This is a genomic window from Gemella haemolysans ATCC 10379 (assembly GCF_000173915.1).
GTDB lineage: Bacteria > Bacillota > Bacilli > Staphylococcales > Gemellaceae > Gemella > Gemella haemolysans.
Map to the genome: position 1 here is coordinate 61,237 of NZ_ACDZ02000008.1, position 17,931 is coordinate 79,167.

The 17,931-nt window shown below is 30.9% G+C and carries 13 protein-coding genes; 3 read left to right on the forward strand and 10 right to left on the reverse strand.

Features of this window, described 5'->3' with window-relative positions; translation table 11 throughout:
• Nucleotides 1-4: 4 nt before the first annotated feature.
• The 5 genes from rpsF to GEMHA0001_RS02720 form a co-directional block, all read right to left on the reverse strand.
• Nucleotides 5-292, reverse strand: coding sequence for a 30S ribosomal protein S6 (gene rpsF, locus GEMHA0001_RS02700; protein WP_003144346.1), 288 nt, complete (start codon nucleotides 290-292; stop codon nucleotides 5-7).
• Nucleotides 293-559: 267 nt separating this feature from the next.
• On the reverse strand, nucleotides 560-1,795 hold the full coding sequence (locus GEMHA0001_RS02705; protein WP_003144363.1) for an MFS transporter: 1,236 nt from the start codon (nucleotides 1,793-1,795) through the stop codon (nucleotides 560-562).
• 238 nt (nucleotides 1,796-2,033) lie between these two features.
• Nucleotides 2,034-4,847, reverse strand: a complete 2,814-nt coding sequence (locus GEMHA0001_RS02710) for a DEAD/DEAH box helicase (protein WP_003144257.1) — start codon at nucleotides 4,845-4,847, stop codon at nucleotides 2,034-2,036.
• Nucleotides 4,848-4,867: 20 nt separating this feature from the next.
• Complete coding sequence (gene folP, locus GEMHA0001_RS02715) at nucleotides 4,868-5,671, reverse strand: dihydropteroate synthase (protein WP_003144355.1); 804 nt, start codon at nucleotides 5,669-5,671, stop codon at nucleotides 4,868-4,870.
• Nucleotides 5,672-5,815: 144 nt separating this feature from the next.
• Complete coding sequence (locus tag GEMHA0001_RS02720; RefSeq protein ID WP_335930859.1) at nucleotides 5,816-7,315, reverse strand: MATE family efflux transporter; 1,500 nt, start codon at nucleotides 7,313-7,315, stop codon at nucleotides 5,816-5,818.
• A 928-nt stretch (nucleotides 7,316-8,243) separates the two neighbouring features.
• Between GEMHA0001_RS02720 and GEMHA0001_RS02725 the strand changes: the two genes are divergently transcribed.
• A complete protein-coding gene (locus tag GEMHA0001_RS02725) occupies nucleotides 8,244-9,677 on the forward strand; it encodes a bifunctional folylpolyglutamate synthase/dihydrofolate synthase (RefSeq protein ID WP_003144073.1) in 1,434 nt (477 codons plus the stop codon).
• Nucleotides 9,678-9,719: 42 nt separating this feature from the next.
• On the opposite strand, the gene GEMHA0001_RS02730 is transcribed toward GEMHA0001_RS02725, so the two are convergent.
• Both GEMHA0001_RS02730 and GEMHA0001_RS02735 read right to left on the reverse strand, forming a co-directional pair.
• Nucleotides 9,720-10,478, reverse strand: a complete 759-nt coding sequence (locus GEMHA0001_RS02730; RefSeq protein WP_003144295.1) for an HAD-IIB family hydrolase — start codon at nucleotides 10,476-10,478, stop codon at nucleotides 9,720-9,722.
• A 4-nt stretch (nucleotides 10,479-10,482) separates the two neighbouring features.
• Nucleotides 10,483-12,189 carry a PTS transporter subunit EIIC gene (locus GEMHA0001_RS02735; RefSeq protein WP_003144067.1) on the reverse strand — a complete coding sequence of 569 codons (1,707 nt, stop codon included), beginning with the start codon at nucleotides 12,187-12,189 and terminating at the stop codon, nucleotides 10,483-10,485.
• A gap of 238 nt (nucleotides 12,190-12,427) precedes the next feature.
• Between GEMHA0001_RS02735 and GEMHA0001_RS02740 the strand changes: the two genes are divergently transcribed.
• Entirely contained in the window at nucleotides 12,428-13,195 is a 768-nt protein-coding gene (locus tag GEMHA0001_RS02740) for a MurR/RpiR family transcriptional regulator (protein WP_003144428.1), read from the forward strand.
• A gap of 114 nt (nucleotides 13,196-13,309) precedes the next feature.
• Here the strand turns inward: GEMHA0001_RS02740 and GEMHA0001_RS02745 are convergent, their stop codons facing one another.
• The 3 genes from GEMHA0001_RS02745 to GEMHA0001_RS02755 are packed head-to-tail and all read right to left on the reverse strand — an operon-like array spanning nucleotide 13,310 to nucleotide 17,425.
• Entirely contained in the window at nucleotides 13,310-15,958 is a 2,649-nt protein-coding gene (locus GEMHA0001_RS02745; RefSeq protein ID WP_003144085.1) for a hypothetical protein, read from the reverse strand.
• 25 nt (nucleotides 15,959-15,983) lie between these two features.
• Nucleotides 15,984-16,589, reverse strand: a complete 606-nt coding sequence (gene ytpR / locus GEMHA0001_RS02750) for a YtpR family tRNA-binding protein (protein WP_003144292.1) — start codon at nucleotides 16,587-16,589, stop codon at nucleotides 15,984-15,986.
• A gap of 35 nt (nucleotides 16,590-16,624) precedes the next feature.
• Entirely contained in the window at nucleotides 16,625-17,425 is an 801-nt protein-coding gene (locus tag GEMHA0001_RS02755; protein ID WP_003144303.1) for a DUF1444 family protein, read from the reverse strand.
• A 178-nt stretch (nucleotides 17,426-17,603) separates the two neighbouring features.
• On the opposite strand from GEMHA0001_RS02755, the gene GEMHA0001_RS02760 reads away from it, so the two are divergent.
• The gene (locus GEMHA0001_RS02760; protein WP_003144277.1) at nucleotides 17,604-17,864 is read left to right on the forward strand and encodes a hypothetical protein; all 261 of its coding nucleotides are present in this window, start codon (nucleotides 17,604-17,606) and stop codon (nucleotides 17,862-17,864) included.
• The last annotated feature ends 67 nt before the right edge of the window (nucleotides 17,865-17,931 follow it).

A 17,931-nucleotide genomic window follows, 5' to 3' on the forward strand; every position in this document is an offset into this window, starting at 1 on the left:
CCCCTTATTTTTCTAATCTTACTACCATGTGACGGATGATGTCATCGCTAATTTTTGCTAAACGATCGAATTCTTTTGTAGACGCATCTGTTGCTGAAGTTAATTCTACTACATAGTAGTAAGCATCACTGAAGTCTTCGATTTCATAAGCAAGGCGTTTTTTACCTAAATCTTTAACTTCTACTGCTTCTGCACCTTCTGAAAGAATATTTACGAATCTATCAACCACAGCTTTTTTAGCTTCTTCATCGATACGTGGTTGAACAGCAAACATTACTTCATATTTTCTCATGTGTGTGTTACCTCCTTTTGGTCTTTGCGACTCCCTAATCTATTAGAGAGTAAGGAGTAATAAAATTACTCTAGCGACTATTATATCAAGTATAGAAATAAAAAGCAACTAATAACTATATTTTTCGGGAATTTTTTCGAATAATTTTTTCGAATCTTCTTCATTATTTAATCACTAAAAAAATCTTTTATGTAACTATTCAATCCTCCTCTACTAAACAAGAAAAATAAATATCCCATTAGAAAACTCTAAGGGGATATCTGGAAATTACTCTTTTACTTTAAATGAATACATCAAAACTATAATTAATAATAGTAATAAACTATATAGTGCAAACGATGCACTAATAGCGTTAGCAAAAAATAATATTACTGTTGTTCCTATTGGTACTGAAATAGTAATAATAGTGCTAAAAATACTATATATTGACGTTTGTTTTTCCTCAGGGACTGATTGTAAAATCAATGCATCTAGTTTTGGATTCGATATTCCAGCGAAGTAACCTATTATTACAGTTAAAATAATAAGTATAAATTTATTTTGAAGTATCAATAGATTCCCTACATACATAATGAATAAAATTATTTCTAATATAGCATTATTTCTCAAACTCATATTTTTATAAAAACTAATTTGGTAAACTCCTCCGACAATTGTACTAACTACTTCCACTATTTCTAATAAAGTAATTGTATAGGCTACATTCCCAAATAGTAAGGTCTCATTTTTTACTAGAATTACTAGAAGTAAAGCGAACATTGCAGATGAGTAAAAATTCATCCCTAAAAATAGTATAACAAAATTATATATTTTCTTTATCTCACGAAGTATTTTAAAGTTTTCAATAGTGTCCTTTAAAAATCTTTTAGTACTCACCTTCTCTTTATTATCCACTTTAAAACTGCCAATCTCTGCTTTCATCTCATTTTTATATTTTGCCAGTATTAAAAATGCTATCAAGAATAGCGCTGCATTTAACATACCAAAGTATGAGTAATTATAACTTAGGAGCCCTAAAACGAATACTCCAACGGCTTTTCCAGCAAGTGAGATTGTATTGTTTATAGAACTGATAAATGCTAATGCTTCACTTAACTGTTCTTTACGCACCAATCTAGTATTTATTGACATTGATAAATAGCTATTATATCCACCTAGAATATCAGCAACTACATTTACAAATACTAATACAATAAAAATCCACCATTGAACTCCATAAATACACACCAAAGCGAATAACGAAAATAATAAAAACTGATAAAATCTTGTCGATAATATTCTATTGTACTTATCTTTTGTCTGATCTGCGAAATACCCTAGGATAAACGAGATAATATAAGGTAATGTCGTGGCTATTGACACTATACTCACAGCTAATTCTGGATTCGATAAACTTATCGCATAAATAATAAACGCAATATCAAATAACGTTCTACCAGCATTCCCAAATGCCGATGAAATAGTGAATAACCTATAGAGTTTATTTTTCAAGAAAATATTCATCAAATACCACCTCCTATATTATTTTATATTTTACATTGATACGGTTAAATTTTCAATATATTGTGTAATTTTTTTTGAAAATTTAAAATATTTTTCGTCCAACTTTAAATTACTCACGATTAATAAAAAAGAGTAACTATTCTGCATTCGGATATGACTCAAAAATCATGATTCCGGGGAAACAAGATTTTGTCGAGGCAAGCCCAACCTTTTTAGTTACTCTCTATTTATATATATATTATATTCTATCCCTCGTGAAATATTCATACATATCTTCACGAATTGGTGTCTGTATTTTGTAAAAGAACTGAATTACAGTATCTCCGCTTCTTTCTCTAGCTACCAGCTTAGGCTCTCCTGTCGTCTTCATCTCACCTAGGAAATAAAATATTCGTGCTCCATCTTTATCATCTTTATTTTTCCTCATAAATAGATAGATTTTTGTTTCATCATTATAAAAATAGTCGCACTCTTTCGATTCTAAATTCCTTCTCGGCTTTGACATCGAAGTAAATCCATTATCCGGTAAAAATCCATGTGTATAATCTCGGTTAAATGAATTTTCATCAATATCATAATTAATAAACACTGGCAAAGTCTTTGTTCTTTCATCATACTTATAGCCACCTATAGCTAGTGGCACGTAGTTTATGCCCCATGAGAATAATTTACAAATATCTTCGAAACTATATTTCTCATACAATACAAAATTAGTATCTTTGTATAAATTATCTTTGTAATATTTATTATATCTGTAAATTCCATATTCTACCAAATCTTGTAACAATTCCCTAAAAATCTCTGATTGTAGCTGTTCTTCAAATTCTTTAGACATTTTTATCTCGGCAACATTCTCTTCAATAAATATACAATCATGAAACTTCTTCTTAGTGACACTACTAGTTACGAAATTATTAGTAAGTATCTTTCTACTAACATCCAACTCATAATCTGCAATAAATTTATTATAGTCTCTTAGCATAATTTCTTCAAAAGCTGTAAGAATATTACGCTTCTTATCATCTAATAACAAACGTAGAATTATAAGTTCTTCTATCTTTTTACTCAAGATTAAATTAGTAGAGACAAAATTTAGCATATTCTCTGCGGTCTTTGTCAGTTTTCCACTATATTCAAACTGTTTTTCCTTCTTAGTTAAAAATGAATAATAACTTCCAGCTACTTCGAAAATCTTTCTAACATCTATGGCATCATAATTCTCAAAGTCTGAATACGTAGGTATTTTTCCTAGTTTATTTTTTAGCTTATTATATTCATCAGCAACAAACAGCCACGTGTTTAACTTCACATTGTCTATCGCACTATAAATTCTTTGTTTAGAGATTTCATCAAAATGAATAGTCGACATCCCCGGAATATACCTAGTCCCTTGAGATAAAAATTTCCTTACAGTATCTTTATCATAACTATTGTCTCCAGATAGAGCCACTGGGATTAAAAAGTTATTTTTATAATTGGCTATAAAATCTATTATTACAACAAAATCTTTATTCGCAGATTTTCGTAAACCACGACCCAACTGCTGAATAAAAATAATAAAACTTTGAGTGGGTCTCAACATAATTACCTGATTAACCTCTGGTATATCTACCCCTTCATTGAAAATATCTACGGTAAATATATAGTCTAACATATCACCATCATTCGCAACTAACTTAGAAATCTCATGTTCACGTCGTTCCTGACTATCTTCCCCTGTTAAGCTAGTAGTATTGTACCCACGTGTGTTAAATTCTTCACTCAGTACCTTAGCTTCTTGTTTTGACGAACAGAAAACTAGACCCTTTACTCTATCTCCTGAATAGCCGTAATAATTGATTTTACTTATAATATGCTCAACACGTTCATTAGACACTAGATTTGAAAACTCGCTCAGTTCGTCAATAACCTTACCATCAACTTCTAGATCACTAATCCCGAAATAATGAAACGGACATAATAATGAATTTTCCATTGCTTCTTTTAAACGAACTTCATAAACGATATTATTGTTAAATAATTCATAAATATTAAAACTATCGGTTCTATCAGGGCTTGCCGTCATCCCTAGATAAAATGTCGGTTTGAAATAATCCATCAATCTAAGATAACTGTCAGCCCCTGCCCTATGTACCTCATCTATTATAATTTCATCAAAATGACTATCGTTAAAACTCTTAAAAATATCTTCTTTAGACATAGTTTGAACTGTAGAAAAAATGAAATCTGCTTCTATATTTTTCTCTTTACCTGTAAGTAGACCATAGCTACGGCTAGTTCCAAAAATAGTCTTGAATGTCTCCAACGCCTGACGAGCAATCTGTTCCCTATGAACGATAAATAACAATCTCTTGGCGCCTATACTCTTCATCGCAAAAGCAGCCGCAAATGTCTTACCAGTTCCTGTCGCAGAAATAAGAAGACCCTTGTTATCTTGATTACGAAGTTTTTCGAAATTTTCTATAAAACTCCTTTGCATCTTATTCGGTTTAATTTCCTCGGAAATAATTTTCTTAGTAACAGTCTCAATCTGATTACTAGCGAATTCTTCAACATACTTATCTTTTATTTCAGAGTAAGACTTGGATTTCTCCCATAAACTATTAAACTCATCTAAGATATTATCAGTTAGAATCCTATCTCCTTCAATAAAGGTATTCCATTCTTTATTTATCGTCAGTGCTGCACTCGTTAAGTTAGAACTTCCCACCAGCACTTTCCATGAATCGCCATATCTAAATAAATAACCTTTAGTGTGGAAGCCGTGTTTATTTTCTACACAATCATAAATCTTTAGAGAGATATTTTTAAAATTAGACAATTTCTCTAATACTTTAGGAGTATTAAAATATAAATAATTCGTCGTTAAAATCTTTCCACGGATATTTTTTTCTTCTAAATTCTTCAAAGTTTGAAGTAAACTTGTTAAACCACTTTCTGAAATAAATGCCACGCTGAAAATAAATTCATCGCACATTTCTAATTCACTCTCAAGCGTACTAAGAACTTTCTTCGCTTCTACATGATTATTATAAACAAATGTATTCTTCATTTTAACCTCCTTCTGTTAGATTACCCATTAATTATTTCATATGTTATTAGGGCTTCTTTCATAACTTTTACATTATGAACACGTACCATTCTAGCTCCTCGTTTCACCGCTTCTAATGATAAAGTAGCACTTACTATATCTCTATCCTTAGGATTACTATTACCACCTAATACATAATCTGTCGTTCTCTTTCTACTTACCGCATATAAGATTTCACAACCTAGTGAATTAAGTAACTCTAATTTTCGTGTGATTTCCAAGTTAGCTTCTGCAGTTTTACCGAACCCCATTCCAGGATCAACGATAATATTTTCTTTCTTCACACCTGCATTTAGACAAATATCAACACTCTCACCTAATTCACGCACAACTTGCTCAATCTCTTGCCCTTCCTCTACACCACCATTGTGCATGATAAAGATAGGAATATCATATTTAGCAGCTACTTCTGCCATAGTACTTCCTTTAGCACCATTCACATCATTTAGTACATCTACTCCTGCTTCAACCATGTATTCAGCAACATTAGGCTTATACGTATCAACGCTAAAGCACATATCAGGAAATGTTTTTCTTAATGTTGGAAATACGCTTTGTAATCTAGCAAGTTCGTCCTCCTCGCTAACTACAGTAGAACCTGGACGAGTCGATTCAGCACCGATATCAATAATATCCGCACCTTCAGCTACCATCTCACGAACACCTTCTATCGCAGCTTCAACATCATAAAAATCTCCACCATCCGAAAAAGAATCCGGAGTAAAGTTCAATATTCCCATAATTAAATATTTTTTTTCATTTAATAATTGTTTTAATTTATTCATTCTATCACCTTATAGTTTTATTTTACATACCTTACTATTATATCATGTGATTGTGGTGTTTGCAGTAAAAAAAGAAGCAACCCTAAAATTATGATTTTAGAATTACTTCTCTATTTTGCTGATTGGGTGTGACTTCCCAACTTCCTATTCACTCTTTTTCTTCAACGAACGAATAACTGGTTCTTTTCTAAATGCATAATACAATTGAGCTGCCATTACAACCCATAGAATAGGTTCTACAAATATTACTCCTAAATATCCTGCACTTGGAATAATAAATATTACAAATAATATTTTCCCTAGCATTTCTATAATACTTGAAACAAGTGGCATCATCTTTTGCCCTAATCCTTGCAGAGCATTTCTCAATACTAAAAGTATGGCTAAAAATGGATAGAATGCAGAACTAATCTTAAGATATAATGAAGCCTGGTAAATTAATTCTTCATCATTACTCCCTGTAATAAGTTCATTTAAATATGGACTTGCAAAAAATAGCGTAATACAGATGAAGACTGACCAAATTATCGTAACAAGCGCACCCTTACGTAATCCTTCAACTATTCGACGATACTGTCTTGCTCCGAAGTTTTGCGATGTAAAAGTCGTTATAGTCGCACTCATAGACCCCACAGGAAGCAGTGCGAACATCATTATTCTTCTAGCACTCGTCTGAGCACTGATAATTACTGGACCTAAGGTATTAATCGATGTTTGTAAGATTACTGTACCAATTGAAACAACAGAAAACATAAGTCCCATTGCCAACCCTTGGCTAAATAAATCAGAATAAAGTTTTTTATTCCATGTAAAATGTTTTTTTGTTGGAATTAGAAATGGCGTTTTTCTACGAATATAGTTAAAACATAATACTGCAGAAATACCTTGTGAGATAATTGTTGCAACTCCAGCCGAACGTACACCCATATGTAAATACGCAATAAAATATATATCTAATACAGTGTTAATAATTGCTGAAAAAATTAAGAAATATAATGCAGCCTTACTATCTCCAACTGCTCGAAGTAGTCCCGCACACAAATTATACGCAAGAGTAACACCTACAAATACTACTATAAGATAACTATACTCATAAGATTGATCAATAATATTACTTGGTGTCCCTAGTAATTTCAGTAATGGATATAAAGTAAAATTACCTAATACAGCAATCACAATACTCATAACTCCACCTATAACAAACGTGGCAGCTACAGCGCTCTTTAACTTTTCATAGTCCTCAGCACCGTAATGACGAGCAATAACTATACCCATACCATTTCCTATACCTAATGCAAAACCAACTACAAGTTCAAATATCGCAGCAGTAGCTCCAACAGCAGCAAGGGACTCTTCTCCAAGGAATCTACCAACAATCATAATATCAACCGTATTATAGAGTTGCTGAAAAATATTTGCTATCATAATCGGTATCGCAAAAGCAATCATCGCCCGTAAAATCGGACCTTCTAATAAATTTACTGATATTTTTTTCATAAATAATATTATAGCACTTTGAAATAAAGTTTCAAGAAAAAACCTGAAAACTATTCTGAAAACGGAGAAAGGCCCATCTTTCGATGAGCCATTTATATTATGAAAAAAAATATTATTAAGTTTTGTTATATTTATATTATATCCCACTTACCTTATATGAACTTTAGACTATAATTAAAATGAAACTAAAGTTGAAAAATCTTGAAAATAATCCCCTGAAATGGAGAAAGGCTCATCTTTCGATGAGCCATATATTATGAAAAAAAATATTATTAAGTTTTGTTATGTTTATATTATATCCCACTTACCTTACATCAACTTTAGACTATAATTAAAATGAAACTAAAGTTGAAAAATCTTGAAAATAATCCCCTAAAATGGAGAAAGGCCCATCTTTCGATGAGCCATTTATATTATACTGATTCGAAACTAAGAATTTTCTCGTTCTTTCGTCCTAAAAATTCTACTTTCTGTAGCATGTGTTATTCGTACATTCTATCTGCTTCCTTTGGACTTGATAGAATTACGACTAACCGATGAAAAAAATATCTATTATCTAAATATTTTAAATTTGAAATTAAAAATTTCCCCTGAAAAGGAGAAAGGCTCATCTTTCGATGAGCCATATATTATGAAAAAAATATTATTAAGTTTTGTTATGTTTATATTATATCTCACTTACCTTACATGAACTTTAGACTATAATTAAAATGTAATTAAAGTTGAAAAATTTTGAAAATTATTCCCAGAAATGGAGAAAGGCCCATCTTTCGATGGACCATTATATTATGAAAAAAAATATTATTAAGTTTTGTTATATTTATATTATATCCTACTTACCTTACGCGAACTTTAGACTATAACTAAAATGAAACTAAAGTTATTAGTTTTCATAATTAATTTCAATAATACCATATAAATCTACTTATCAATATAACCACAAATAATCTATAAGGATTATTTATATCTTATTTTTGGTTTTAACTTAAATCCCTTTACCAAAATTATATCCTTTACAATTCATCTTTATCATTATAAAATTAAGTGTATATTATTAGAAATGTTGGTGTTTATTATGAATTTGAATTGCAAAATAAAATTTGAGAAATATTTAAAAGAAAATAATTTAGAAGATAAAAATAACTTATTAGAGCTTTTCAGTCAGTTAACTTTAGAACAACTTGCTGAAAAACTTCTAACTTTAGATGAAGATGAAATTGTAAACTACGCAATTGAGTGTGTTTGTGAAGAGCTTCTTATTACTTCATCATATAAAATAGAACGTACTGGTATGAAACTTGGGCTTCACAGAATGGAACATATTCTTGAACTTTTCGATCATCCTGAAAAAGATCTTAAGGTAATCCATGTTGCTGGTACTAATGGTAAGGGATCTACTTGCTCTTATTTGAAAGATGTCTTAAAAACTAAGTATAAAGTTGGATTATACACAAGTCCTGGTATGCTGAGTTTTAACGATAGAATTCGTGTTAATGATGATTTTATTTCATATAAGGAAGCTTATCGTTTATTCAAACTAGTTCAAGAGACTTACGACCAAAACAATCCTGATCCAAGTGATAAACTATCATTCTTTGAAATCATCACCGGTGTAGCTCTATTATACTTTAGAGAGCAAAAAACAGATTTCGTTATTATGGAAGTTGGTCTTGGCGGAAGATATGATGGAACAAATATTTTTAAAGAAAAAGTATTATCTATTATTACAAAAATCGGACTAGATCACACTGCGATTCTTGGCGATACTCTTGAAAAAATCGCCTATGAAAAAGGTGGAATTATCCAAGAAAATGATAATGCCCTAATTTATCCTGCATCTGAAGGTATCGTAAATGTAATAAAAGATATCTGCCAGGATAAAAATGCTAACTTAAGCATACTAAACGAAGAAGATATCGTTGTGAACAAAGTCGAAGCTAGAGGTAATGAATTTTTGTATAAAGGTGTAGATTATTCTACAAAAATGGTCGGTGCTCACCAAACTTTTAACGCATCTTTAGCTCTAGAAGCATTATCAAATCTGAAAAAACGCAATATTATCGATATAGAAGATAGTGTAATAAAAGAAGCCTTAAGTAAATCAGTTTGGGTAGGACGTTTAGAATGGATTCGTGACAATATTCTTTTAGATGGCGCTCATAACAATGATGGAATAGATAGTTTAGTAGCCTACCTAGATAAGCAAAAATTCCCTAAACTGAAGATTCTACTTGGTATTCTGGAAGATAAAGACTACAAAGATATGATTGAAAAATTAAAAACTATCCCTGCTGAATTTTCAGCGACAAAAGTTCCAATTGAGATTAAAGAATCAAATCTTGATAACCTAGTTCAAAGTTTTGGTGATACTCATGTTACTAAATATGAGAATTATGAAGTTGCTTTAAACAATATTATTCCAAATCTGAAAGATGATGAAACTCTTCTAATCACAGGTTCACTTTATCTTATCTCAGCGGTAAGAGGTGAAATATTAGAAAAATATTAAATACATAACAAAAGAACCAGCATCTCTGCCGGTTCTTTTCTACTATTCATAGTTTTCTATAAAATGTTTTATCGCCGCTGCAAAGTCTTCTACTACATGTGTAGCTTGTCCTTTTACTTCTTGTGGCGCGCTGTTCATACAGTATGAAACATCAGCTACCTTAAACATATCCACGTCATTTCCTGAATCTCCTAAAGCTATTACTCTATCATACCCTGAACTGATAGCTTCAATACCACTAGCTTTAGAAATATTTTTTGCTGTGATTTCCATACGTGTTGAACCTGATTTATAAATTTCTACTTCTGGAAATTTCTCTTTCATTACATCGTAATGATAATCTAATTGTTCTTTGGTTGGTCTTACATTTATTTTATAAATTGTTTTTCCTTTTAACAGTTCAAAGGGATTATCAACACAAATGAGTTCCATATTCCATAATCTATCTTTTTTCTCATGGTCAAAGTTACCGATACGCTGTTTCCCATCTAAAGCATCAAATATTAATTTGCTTTCTTTTAGATATTCGAATATTCCAGTTAAATCTTTAGTAGGAATGTGTTTTTCAAAAAGAACTTCATCTTGTCTTGTTACGACTGCTCCGTTAAACCCTATCATGTGTGTAACATCCATATCATTACCTTCAGCAATGTATTTGATTTCTTCAACAGAACGCCCAGTCGCAACTGAGAAATCCCCGTAATTTTTTGTATCATGATACGCTTTTAAATCTTCTTTTTCGACGAATACTGAATTTTTTACAAATGTTCCGTCTAAGTCCGTAACAAACAAATTCTTCATGAAACTATTCCTCCATACCAAGCATGTCTTGGATTTCCATTTTTAATACATTAGCATGAGATCCATAAATTGATTGCATTTGCATATCACTTTCTGCAAATCCCATAGCTCCAAGTTTCGTTGTAATACGTTCTTGGTCTACTACACTCTTATCTTTTACATTAATTCTTAAACGAGTTATACAAGCATCTACAGCTTCGATGTTATCTGGACCACCATGTGCTTTAATTAATTCAGTAGCTTGTTTTCTAATTCCTTCTGGTGTTTTTTGTACTGTTTCCATTACTTCATCATCACCAGCAACTGTTATATCAGTTGCTTTTGGTTCTTCTTTACCAATTGTAGCAATTTCTACACCAAGTTTAGCACGAGCCTCATGTTTATTAGATAATTTAACTTCATCACTATCTTCACGACCAGGTGTTTTAAGATCAAATTTAACAATCATAAATCTGAATACGATATAGTAAATGAAGAAGTAAACTACACCTACGATTGGTACTAACCACCAAGCTGTTTTAGGACCTTGAAGTACTCCATAGATTACCCAGTTAATAAATCCATGTCCAGTTGGAGTTGCTACCCCTGCGCCTAACATGTGCATTACAAATAATGCTGATCCAGCTAAGAATGCATGTACTACATAAAGAATTGGTGCTACGAATAAGAATGTGAATTCAATTGGTTCTGTAATACCTGTTAAGAATGAAGTACCAGCTGCTGCGAATAATAATGAACCTACAACTTTACGTTTTTTCTCATCGGCAGTTTTGTACATTGCATAAGCTGCACCAGAAAGACCGAACATGAAGTAAACGAATTTACCACCGTTGAATCTTGTAATACTTGGATCTACGTGTTGTACGTTTGGATCAGCTAATGAAGCTAAGTAAGCATTGATTGTACCAACTACACGTTGTCCCCCAATTTCCCAAGCTCCACCTAATTCTGTTGTACGAACTGGCCAGTTTAAACCGTGGTGAAGACCGAATGGTAATAATGCTCTTTCTACTAAACCATACAGGAACGTTCCAATAGGTCCTGATTTAAGGATGAAGATTGATAATACACTAATACCTTTTTGTACTGGAGGCCATACGAAGAATAATCCAGTAGCTACTGCTGACATAATTACGATAGTTGCGATAGGTACGAAACGTGGTCCACTGAAGAATCCAATAACTGTTGGTAATTGAACTTTAACAGCCCACTTATGAACGAAGTATACCACTATACCTACGATAATACCACCAAATACACTAAGGTCCATTGTTTGAATACCAAGTACTTTTGTTTGCATGGCATTAGATAATGCTAATTTTGCTTCGTTACTTGATAATTTACTAGTGTCTACTAATTTGTGACTTTGTACTAATAAGAAGTTAAGTACGTAATGTAATACGATAAATCCTAGTAGACCAGAAAGTGCAGCAGAACCTTTTTCACGTTTTGCTAAACCTACAGCAACCCCAACCGCAAAAATAATTGGTAAGTTATTGAATGCTGTATCCCCTAATACGATTAGGAATTTCATAATAAACTGAACAATATCATTTTTTAATACTGGGAACATTTTCAGTGTGTTTGAATTACTGAAGGCTGTCCCAATCCCTTTAATAATACCTGCACCAGGAAGTACAGATACTGGTAATAAGAACGAACGTCCAAATTGCTCAAAAGCAGAGACGAATTTATTTTTTTTCTTTGCCATTACCTTTTCTCCTTTGTTATTTTTTATAGGTACATTATAACAAATTTGAAAACGGTTTTTCCGATTTCGCCTAAAAGTTTCTTGTTTTGTAATTTATTACTATTTTAGTAAAATTTTACTGAATTCTAGAAAACGTTTATAAAATAACTTTTCATTTTAAATTTTTTGTGATATGATACTTAATGCTGAGTAATCAAATGAAAATCTTTAGTAAATTTTACTATAGGGGGAACTTTTTATGTTTTTTGAGAATTTAAAAGAAAACTATGATAGACTATCCATTTCGGAACAACAAGCTATTGATTATCTAATGAAACAAGATAATATTGAGCTTACTACTCTAAAAGAAATTAAACAAGAAATCCTTGTTTCTTCTTCTACTGTAATTCGAGCTTGTAAAAAGCTGGGATATAACACATTTATCGATTTAAAATATGATTTAAAAATGAGTAAAGAATTAGCTAAAAATAATAACGCTACTTCTTCTAACTTTATTACTTTAAAAGAACAGCTTAGCGTCGAATTTTCACGTACTATGTCTATTCTTAATCAAGATGATTTTGATATTTTTGCTGATAAAATAATTAATGCACGTCGTATTTTTTGCTTAGGTAGTGGTTCTAGTTATATGGTTATGAGTGATTTTAATAGAAAGCTTAAACTTATTAACCTTTGGTCAAATGACTATTTTGAACATTATTCTATTAAAAGAATTCCCGATATTTGTACAAAAGATGATGTAATTCTAGTATTTTCTCTAGGGGGAAATACAGACGTAATTAATGATTGCGTCTTAGCTGCGAAACAAAACGGTGCAACTGTTTTATCAATCACTAGCCTTGCGAATAGCCCTCTTGCTAAAATGAGCGATCACCTAATAAAAGTCTACGATGCTCCAAAAAACAGAAAAAAAATTCGTTCTCGACTTATGTTAAACGTAGTTGGAATAATTTTATTTGAAACTATCGTCAACACTATTAGTCCTGGGGAATATGTAATTGATTAAAAAAGCTTCAAGATATTTTTCTTAAAACTTTTTGATTTATAGTTTTTACATCTATCGAATTAAACAATAAATCCCAAAAAGGAGGTGAGCTAATCTCACCTCCTTTTAAAATTATTATTTTTTACTTTTTACTTTATTTTTAGGCACTCGTTTTGATGAACCTATATTCCAAACAGTCTCCTCTTGTGAAGCTATTTCTTTATATATATTTGCATTACTTTGCGCTGAATTTTCTATTTTTTTAGCTTCTACTGTTTTTTTTTCTACTGATTGTGTTTCAGTTTTTTTTACTTCTGGAGTAGTAGTTTTTACAGGATCATTAATAGATAGCCCTGTAGTTGATATACCTACCTGTTTATTTGAACTTTCAGCAGTATTGCGTGTTGCTGAACCATATACAGATGAATATACTGGTGAAGGTTTAAATTTACCTATATTGCGAGTTTTTGGTGTAATAGTATTTGAACTCATCATTTGGCTCGTTACTGATTTAGTTGATGTCGATAATCCTGATGAAGAGTATTTTTCAAAAATAGCATCAAGTATTTTTTGATTATTTTCTATTTTTTCTTTACTTACAGGTCTATAACCGTGATCAACTGTTTTATATTCCCCTAGTTTAGTACCATTACCTTTATCAAAGTATTCAAAAACATCATTAGTATATAATTTTTCTGTATAATCGATTCCACGTTCTACTTCATCCTCTTCTTTTACTTCTTGATGAGCTTTAACGTCTTCTAATCTCTTCTCTACAACTTCCTTAGGAACAACTTTCTCATCGGTGAACTTATCTACATCATTAGTAACTTTAACAACCTTATTATTTGGTGAAACTTCTCTTAATAAGCTATCGATGTTCACTGAATCAGCTGATTCTTCAAGGTAATTTTGCTCTTCAAGTTCTTCGATTTCCTCTTCATCTAAGTGGTAATCACTATAACCTGATAATCTATCTTTTTTGGCTTCTTTAAGTTCTTCATAGTCTTCAACTTCGATATCTTCTATCTTAGCCGCTTCTTGAACTAAATCAACATAAAATTCTTCTTTCTTGTCTTTTCTTAAATCTTCTAGATTTTCATTTAATTCTTCGATTTCTGGTAGAGTTTCTTCTTTTTTCGGTGAAACATCTATATTTTCAGTCTCAATTAGCTCATCTAATGCTGTTCTTTCTTGTGAACTATCTGCTTTTTTACCTTCGTATAAACCTTTTCTAAAGTTTTCTACATCTTCTGTAGCTTCTTGACTTCCTTCAAATCTGTCACCTACAAGTTTTTTACTAACTCTATCGATATCATCTTCAAATAAATCTTCAGCACCTTCTAATACATCATTTACAGACGTATATTTAAGTTTTTCACGACGACTTCCTTCTGCATCAAGTTCTCTAACTTCTAGTTCAGGAGTCTCTTTCTCATGAGTTTTACTTTCTTTATCGCGAATTTCATCGAAAATACCATCTAATTTTTCGTTTTTCTTAGTGTATAGAGGATTATCTTTTTCGATTTTATCACTTCTTCTCTCAAGTGTATTGAAGTTTTCTTCAAATTCTCTTCGCGCTTCTCTATTCTTAGTGACTCTTTCTTCTTTAACTGGAGTTTCTTCTTTAGCTTGTCCTTTGAACGAACTTGCTACTTCTTCTTTTAACTCACTACTGTCTTTACCTAGTACTACACTATCTCCAAGAGCATCAATCTTATGATCTTGTTTTAATCTCTTAGTTCTTACAGCTGCAAGAGTTGGGTGAGTTCTTCTTGATGGATTTGCATCAAAGATATCAACATCGCGGATTTCAGAATTTTCCACTCCAAGTTTTTTCAGTGCATCACCTAAGTCTGTTACTTTCCCTACTGGTGCTACTTCTTCTTTTTCTTCATATACTGTAATATCAATTTCCTCAAATTCAGGTGTAGCTTTTTGTTCTTTTTCTTCTTCTATAAACTCGATTTCTAACTCATCTTCAGTTTTTTCTATAACTTTTTCTTCGATTTTTTCTTCTTTAAATTGAGATTTTTTCTTATCAGATTTTTTCTCATCCTCTAATTCTTCTTCGAAATCATCTAATACTGCATCTAATTCCTCTTGATCAATTTCATCGTCACTTACATTGAACAATTTGTCTTTTAGTCTTGAGAAGAATCCTACTTTTTTCTCATTTTCTTCTTCATAATCTTCTTCATCTTCATAATCAGACTCATCATATTTTTTCTCAATTACTCTAGATTTTTCTCTTTGTTCTCGTTTCTGACGTTCTAGATATGTTTTATAATCCTCAGCTTCATCATCGTCTTCTTCATCTAGATATTCATCATCTAAAAATTCTTCATCTTCTTTTTTCTTAGAACTGAATAATCCTTTAAATTTAGAAATAAAGCCATTTTCTTTTTTAGATTTTTTCTCTTGTTCTAATTCTTCTTCGTAGTCGTCTTCGTAATCTTCAAAGTCATCGTAGTTATCTACTTCGAAATCATCAAGATTAACTTCCTCATAACCCTCAATTTTTTCTTCCTCTTTCTCATCACGTTTTCTAGTACTACGTTGTGAACTAAACTCATCCTCATCAAATGATTTTTTAGATTTATTAGAACTAAAATCTATTTCGAAATCCTCATCATCTTCAAGATAAACTCTCTCTCTTCTTCTGTTTTCAGCTCTTTTTTCCCTACTTTCAGCTAAATCATCTTTTTTCTCTTTTTTAGCTGTACTTTCTTCGTATATCTCATCTTCATCTTCTTCTAAAAACCACTTTTTCCAATTCACCATATTTTACACCTCCTAATTAGATTTTTTATTTAAGATTTAAATCTTTCACACGTGTTCCTACTTTAGTATCCGCGTCTAATACTAAAATACCTCTTGCTTCTTCTTGTGGTAAACCTAGTTCGCGTTTTGAACATAGCATACCATTTGATTCAACTCCACGTAGTTTTGATTTTTTAATTAATAGACCACTTGGCATCATTGCTCCACTTAGAGCTACTACTACCTTTTGTCCTGCTTCTACGTTTGGAGCACCACATACGATTTGTAGTGTTTCTTCTTCATTAACTTTTACTTCTGTTACTTTTAATTTATCTGCATCTGGGTGTTTTTCACAACTTAAAACTTCCCCAACTACGAAGAACTCATCATTATTACCTTCTAGGTCAATTTTGATTCCATTTTTTTCTAATCGTTTTTGAAGGATTTCTTTTTGATCTTCTGTTAAGTCGATACTACCTTCTCCATCTAATTTTAAGTTCTCAACATTAAAAATATTTAGTCCAACTAAAGCTCCATTCTCATCTTTAATTAGTGTAATATTCTTCTTGTCTTCGTATGTTACCTCTTCCTTACTTTGAATAGTAATTAATAATGTTTCTCCTAACATCTTCTTATTGTAAAAAAATAACATGAATCTCTCTCCTATAATAAATTTTAATTTTAAAGTTATTCTACAAAAATAAAATAACTCTCTAGTTCTTTTCCATCGTATTTAAACGTTATTGTTGTTATCGGTACTAGTCCTTCTGTAAAAAAATGAACCATCATTTTTTGTAAAACTTCTAGTCCTTGCTTATTCTGTACATCTGCAATTATCAATGTATCTTGATGAGGTAAACCTACATAGAATGAATCACCTATTTTATCATAAAAGTAATTCAAGACATTTTTATCGATTATTCTCGCCCCATCGTAACCGTCTTTCGCATTTAAGAAATAGAATTTATTTCCTGCAACTTCATCCACATTATACTTAAGTAGTAATTTTTCTAAATTATCTTTAGCAAACCCTAAAAATTCTTCTTCAGTTTTAGAAAATCTACTCAAAAAACTACCGTCTAATAATTTATAACCATCTTTAAAATCATAAGCTAAATATATTCTAGTTTCATTTGTATGATCAAAGCTAACAAGATTTTTCTCATTATCTTTGTTAAAACTACTAGCTCTAACCACTGGAAAAATATTTTCCAATAATTCATCCTCAGTTATATCATCTATAGAAAGTTTTTTTTGTGCATTAAAGTTTCCTACTATGTAGTAAACAAATTCTTCTATCTTCTTGTCACTTTCGCTAGTTTTCTTATCTCCTAGCTTCCTTACAAAACTATCTATATCAATCTTAGCACGGCGATTTTCATATTCTAAAATAAAAACACTGCTTTCTTTTTCTCGCCTCTCATGAATTTTTAAAGTAGGTAGTTTTTCTATTATTTTTTCAAATATATAATCTCTTGAATAAGACATAATGCCTCCTATTTTGTGTATAATATGGCAACTTAATTATACCATATTTATTCGCATTCAATCAACATAATTAAGCAATATATACAAATATTATTCACTATTTTACACTATATATATTTTATTGCAGCTTTTCTTTTATTTTGTTATAATTTTATATATATACTTCGGAGGATTTTTTATGGATATAGAGATAAAAAGAGCCGAATTACAAACAAAATACAATAACTGGATTAAGAAGAATACAAGAAGATTAGTAATTTCTTTTATAGCTTATATAGTAATTATCCTTATAAATTTTTTACTATTAAAAAAACCTAAGATTACTCTTTTTTCTAGCTTCTTATTTTTCACATATACAGTTTATGTATTATCATTAATTTGGTTTATAAAAAATAAATTAATCGCAAATATCGATTCTGTTGATTTCGATGTAAAATAAAAGTACTTAAATTAATCATATAAGATTATTTAAGTACTTTTGTTATTTTCTGTATATTATTATAGAT

Excerpts from the sequence above, each read along its gene's own strand:
- rpsF (WP_003144346.1), bottom strand. The coding sequence starts at position 292 with ATGAGAAAATATGAAGTAATGTTTGCTGTTCAACCACGTATCGATGAA.
- GEMHA0001_RS02705 (WP_003144363.1), bottom strand. The coding sequence starts at position 1,795 with ATGAATATTTTCTTGAAAAATAAACTCTATAGGTTATTCACTATTTCA.
- GEMHA0001_RS02710 (WP_003144257.1), bottom strand. The coding sequence starts at position 4,847 with ATGAAGAATACATTTGTTTATAATAATCATGTAGAAGCGAAGAAAGTT.
- folP (WP_003144355.1), bottom strand. The coding sequence starts at position 5,671 with ATGAATAAATTAAAACAATTATTAAATGAAAAAAAATATTTAATTATG.
- GEMHA0001_RS02725 (WP_003144073.1), top strand. The coding sequence starts at position 8,244 with ATGAATTTGAATTGCAAAATAAAATTTGAGAAATATTTAAAAGAAAAT.
- GEMHA0001_RS02730 (WP_003144295.1), bottom strand. The coding sequence starts at position 10,478 with ATGAAGAATTTGTTTGTTACGGACTTAGACGGAACATTTGTAAAAAAT.
- GEMHA0001_RS02735 (WP_003144067.1), bottom strand. The coding sequence starts at position 12,189 with ATGGCAAAGAAAAAAAATAAATTCGTCTCTGCTTTTGAGCAATTTGGA.
- GEMHA0001_RS02740 (WP_003144428.1), top strand. The coding sequence starts at position 12,428 with ATGTTTTTTGAGAATTTAAAAGAAAACTATGATAGACTATCCATTTCG.
- GEMHA0001_RS02745 (WP_003144085.1), bottom strand. The coding sequence starts at position 15,958 with ATGGTGAATTGGAAAAAGTGGTTTTTAGAAGAAGATGAAGATGAGATA.
- ytpR (WP_003144292.1), bottom strand. The coding sequence starts at position 16,589 with ATGTTATTTTTTTACAATAAGAAGATGTTAGGAGAAACATTATTAATT.
- GEMHA0001_RS02755 (WP_003144303.1), bottom strand. The coding sequence starts at position 17,425 with ATGTCTTATTCAAGAGATTATATATTTGAAAAAATAATAGAAAAACTA.
- GEMHA0001_RS02760 (WP_003144277.1), top strand. The coding sequence starts at position 17,604 with ATGGATATAGAGATAAAAAGAGCCGAATTACAAACAAAATACAATAAC.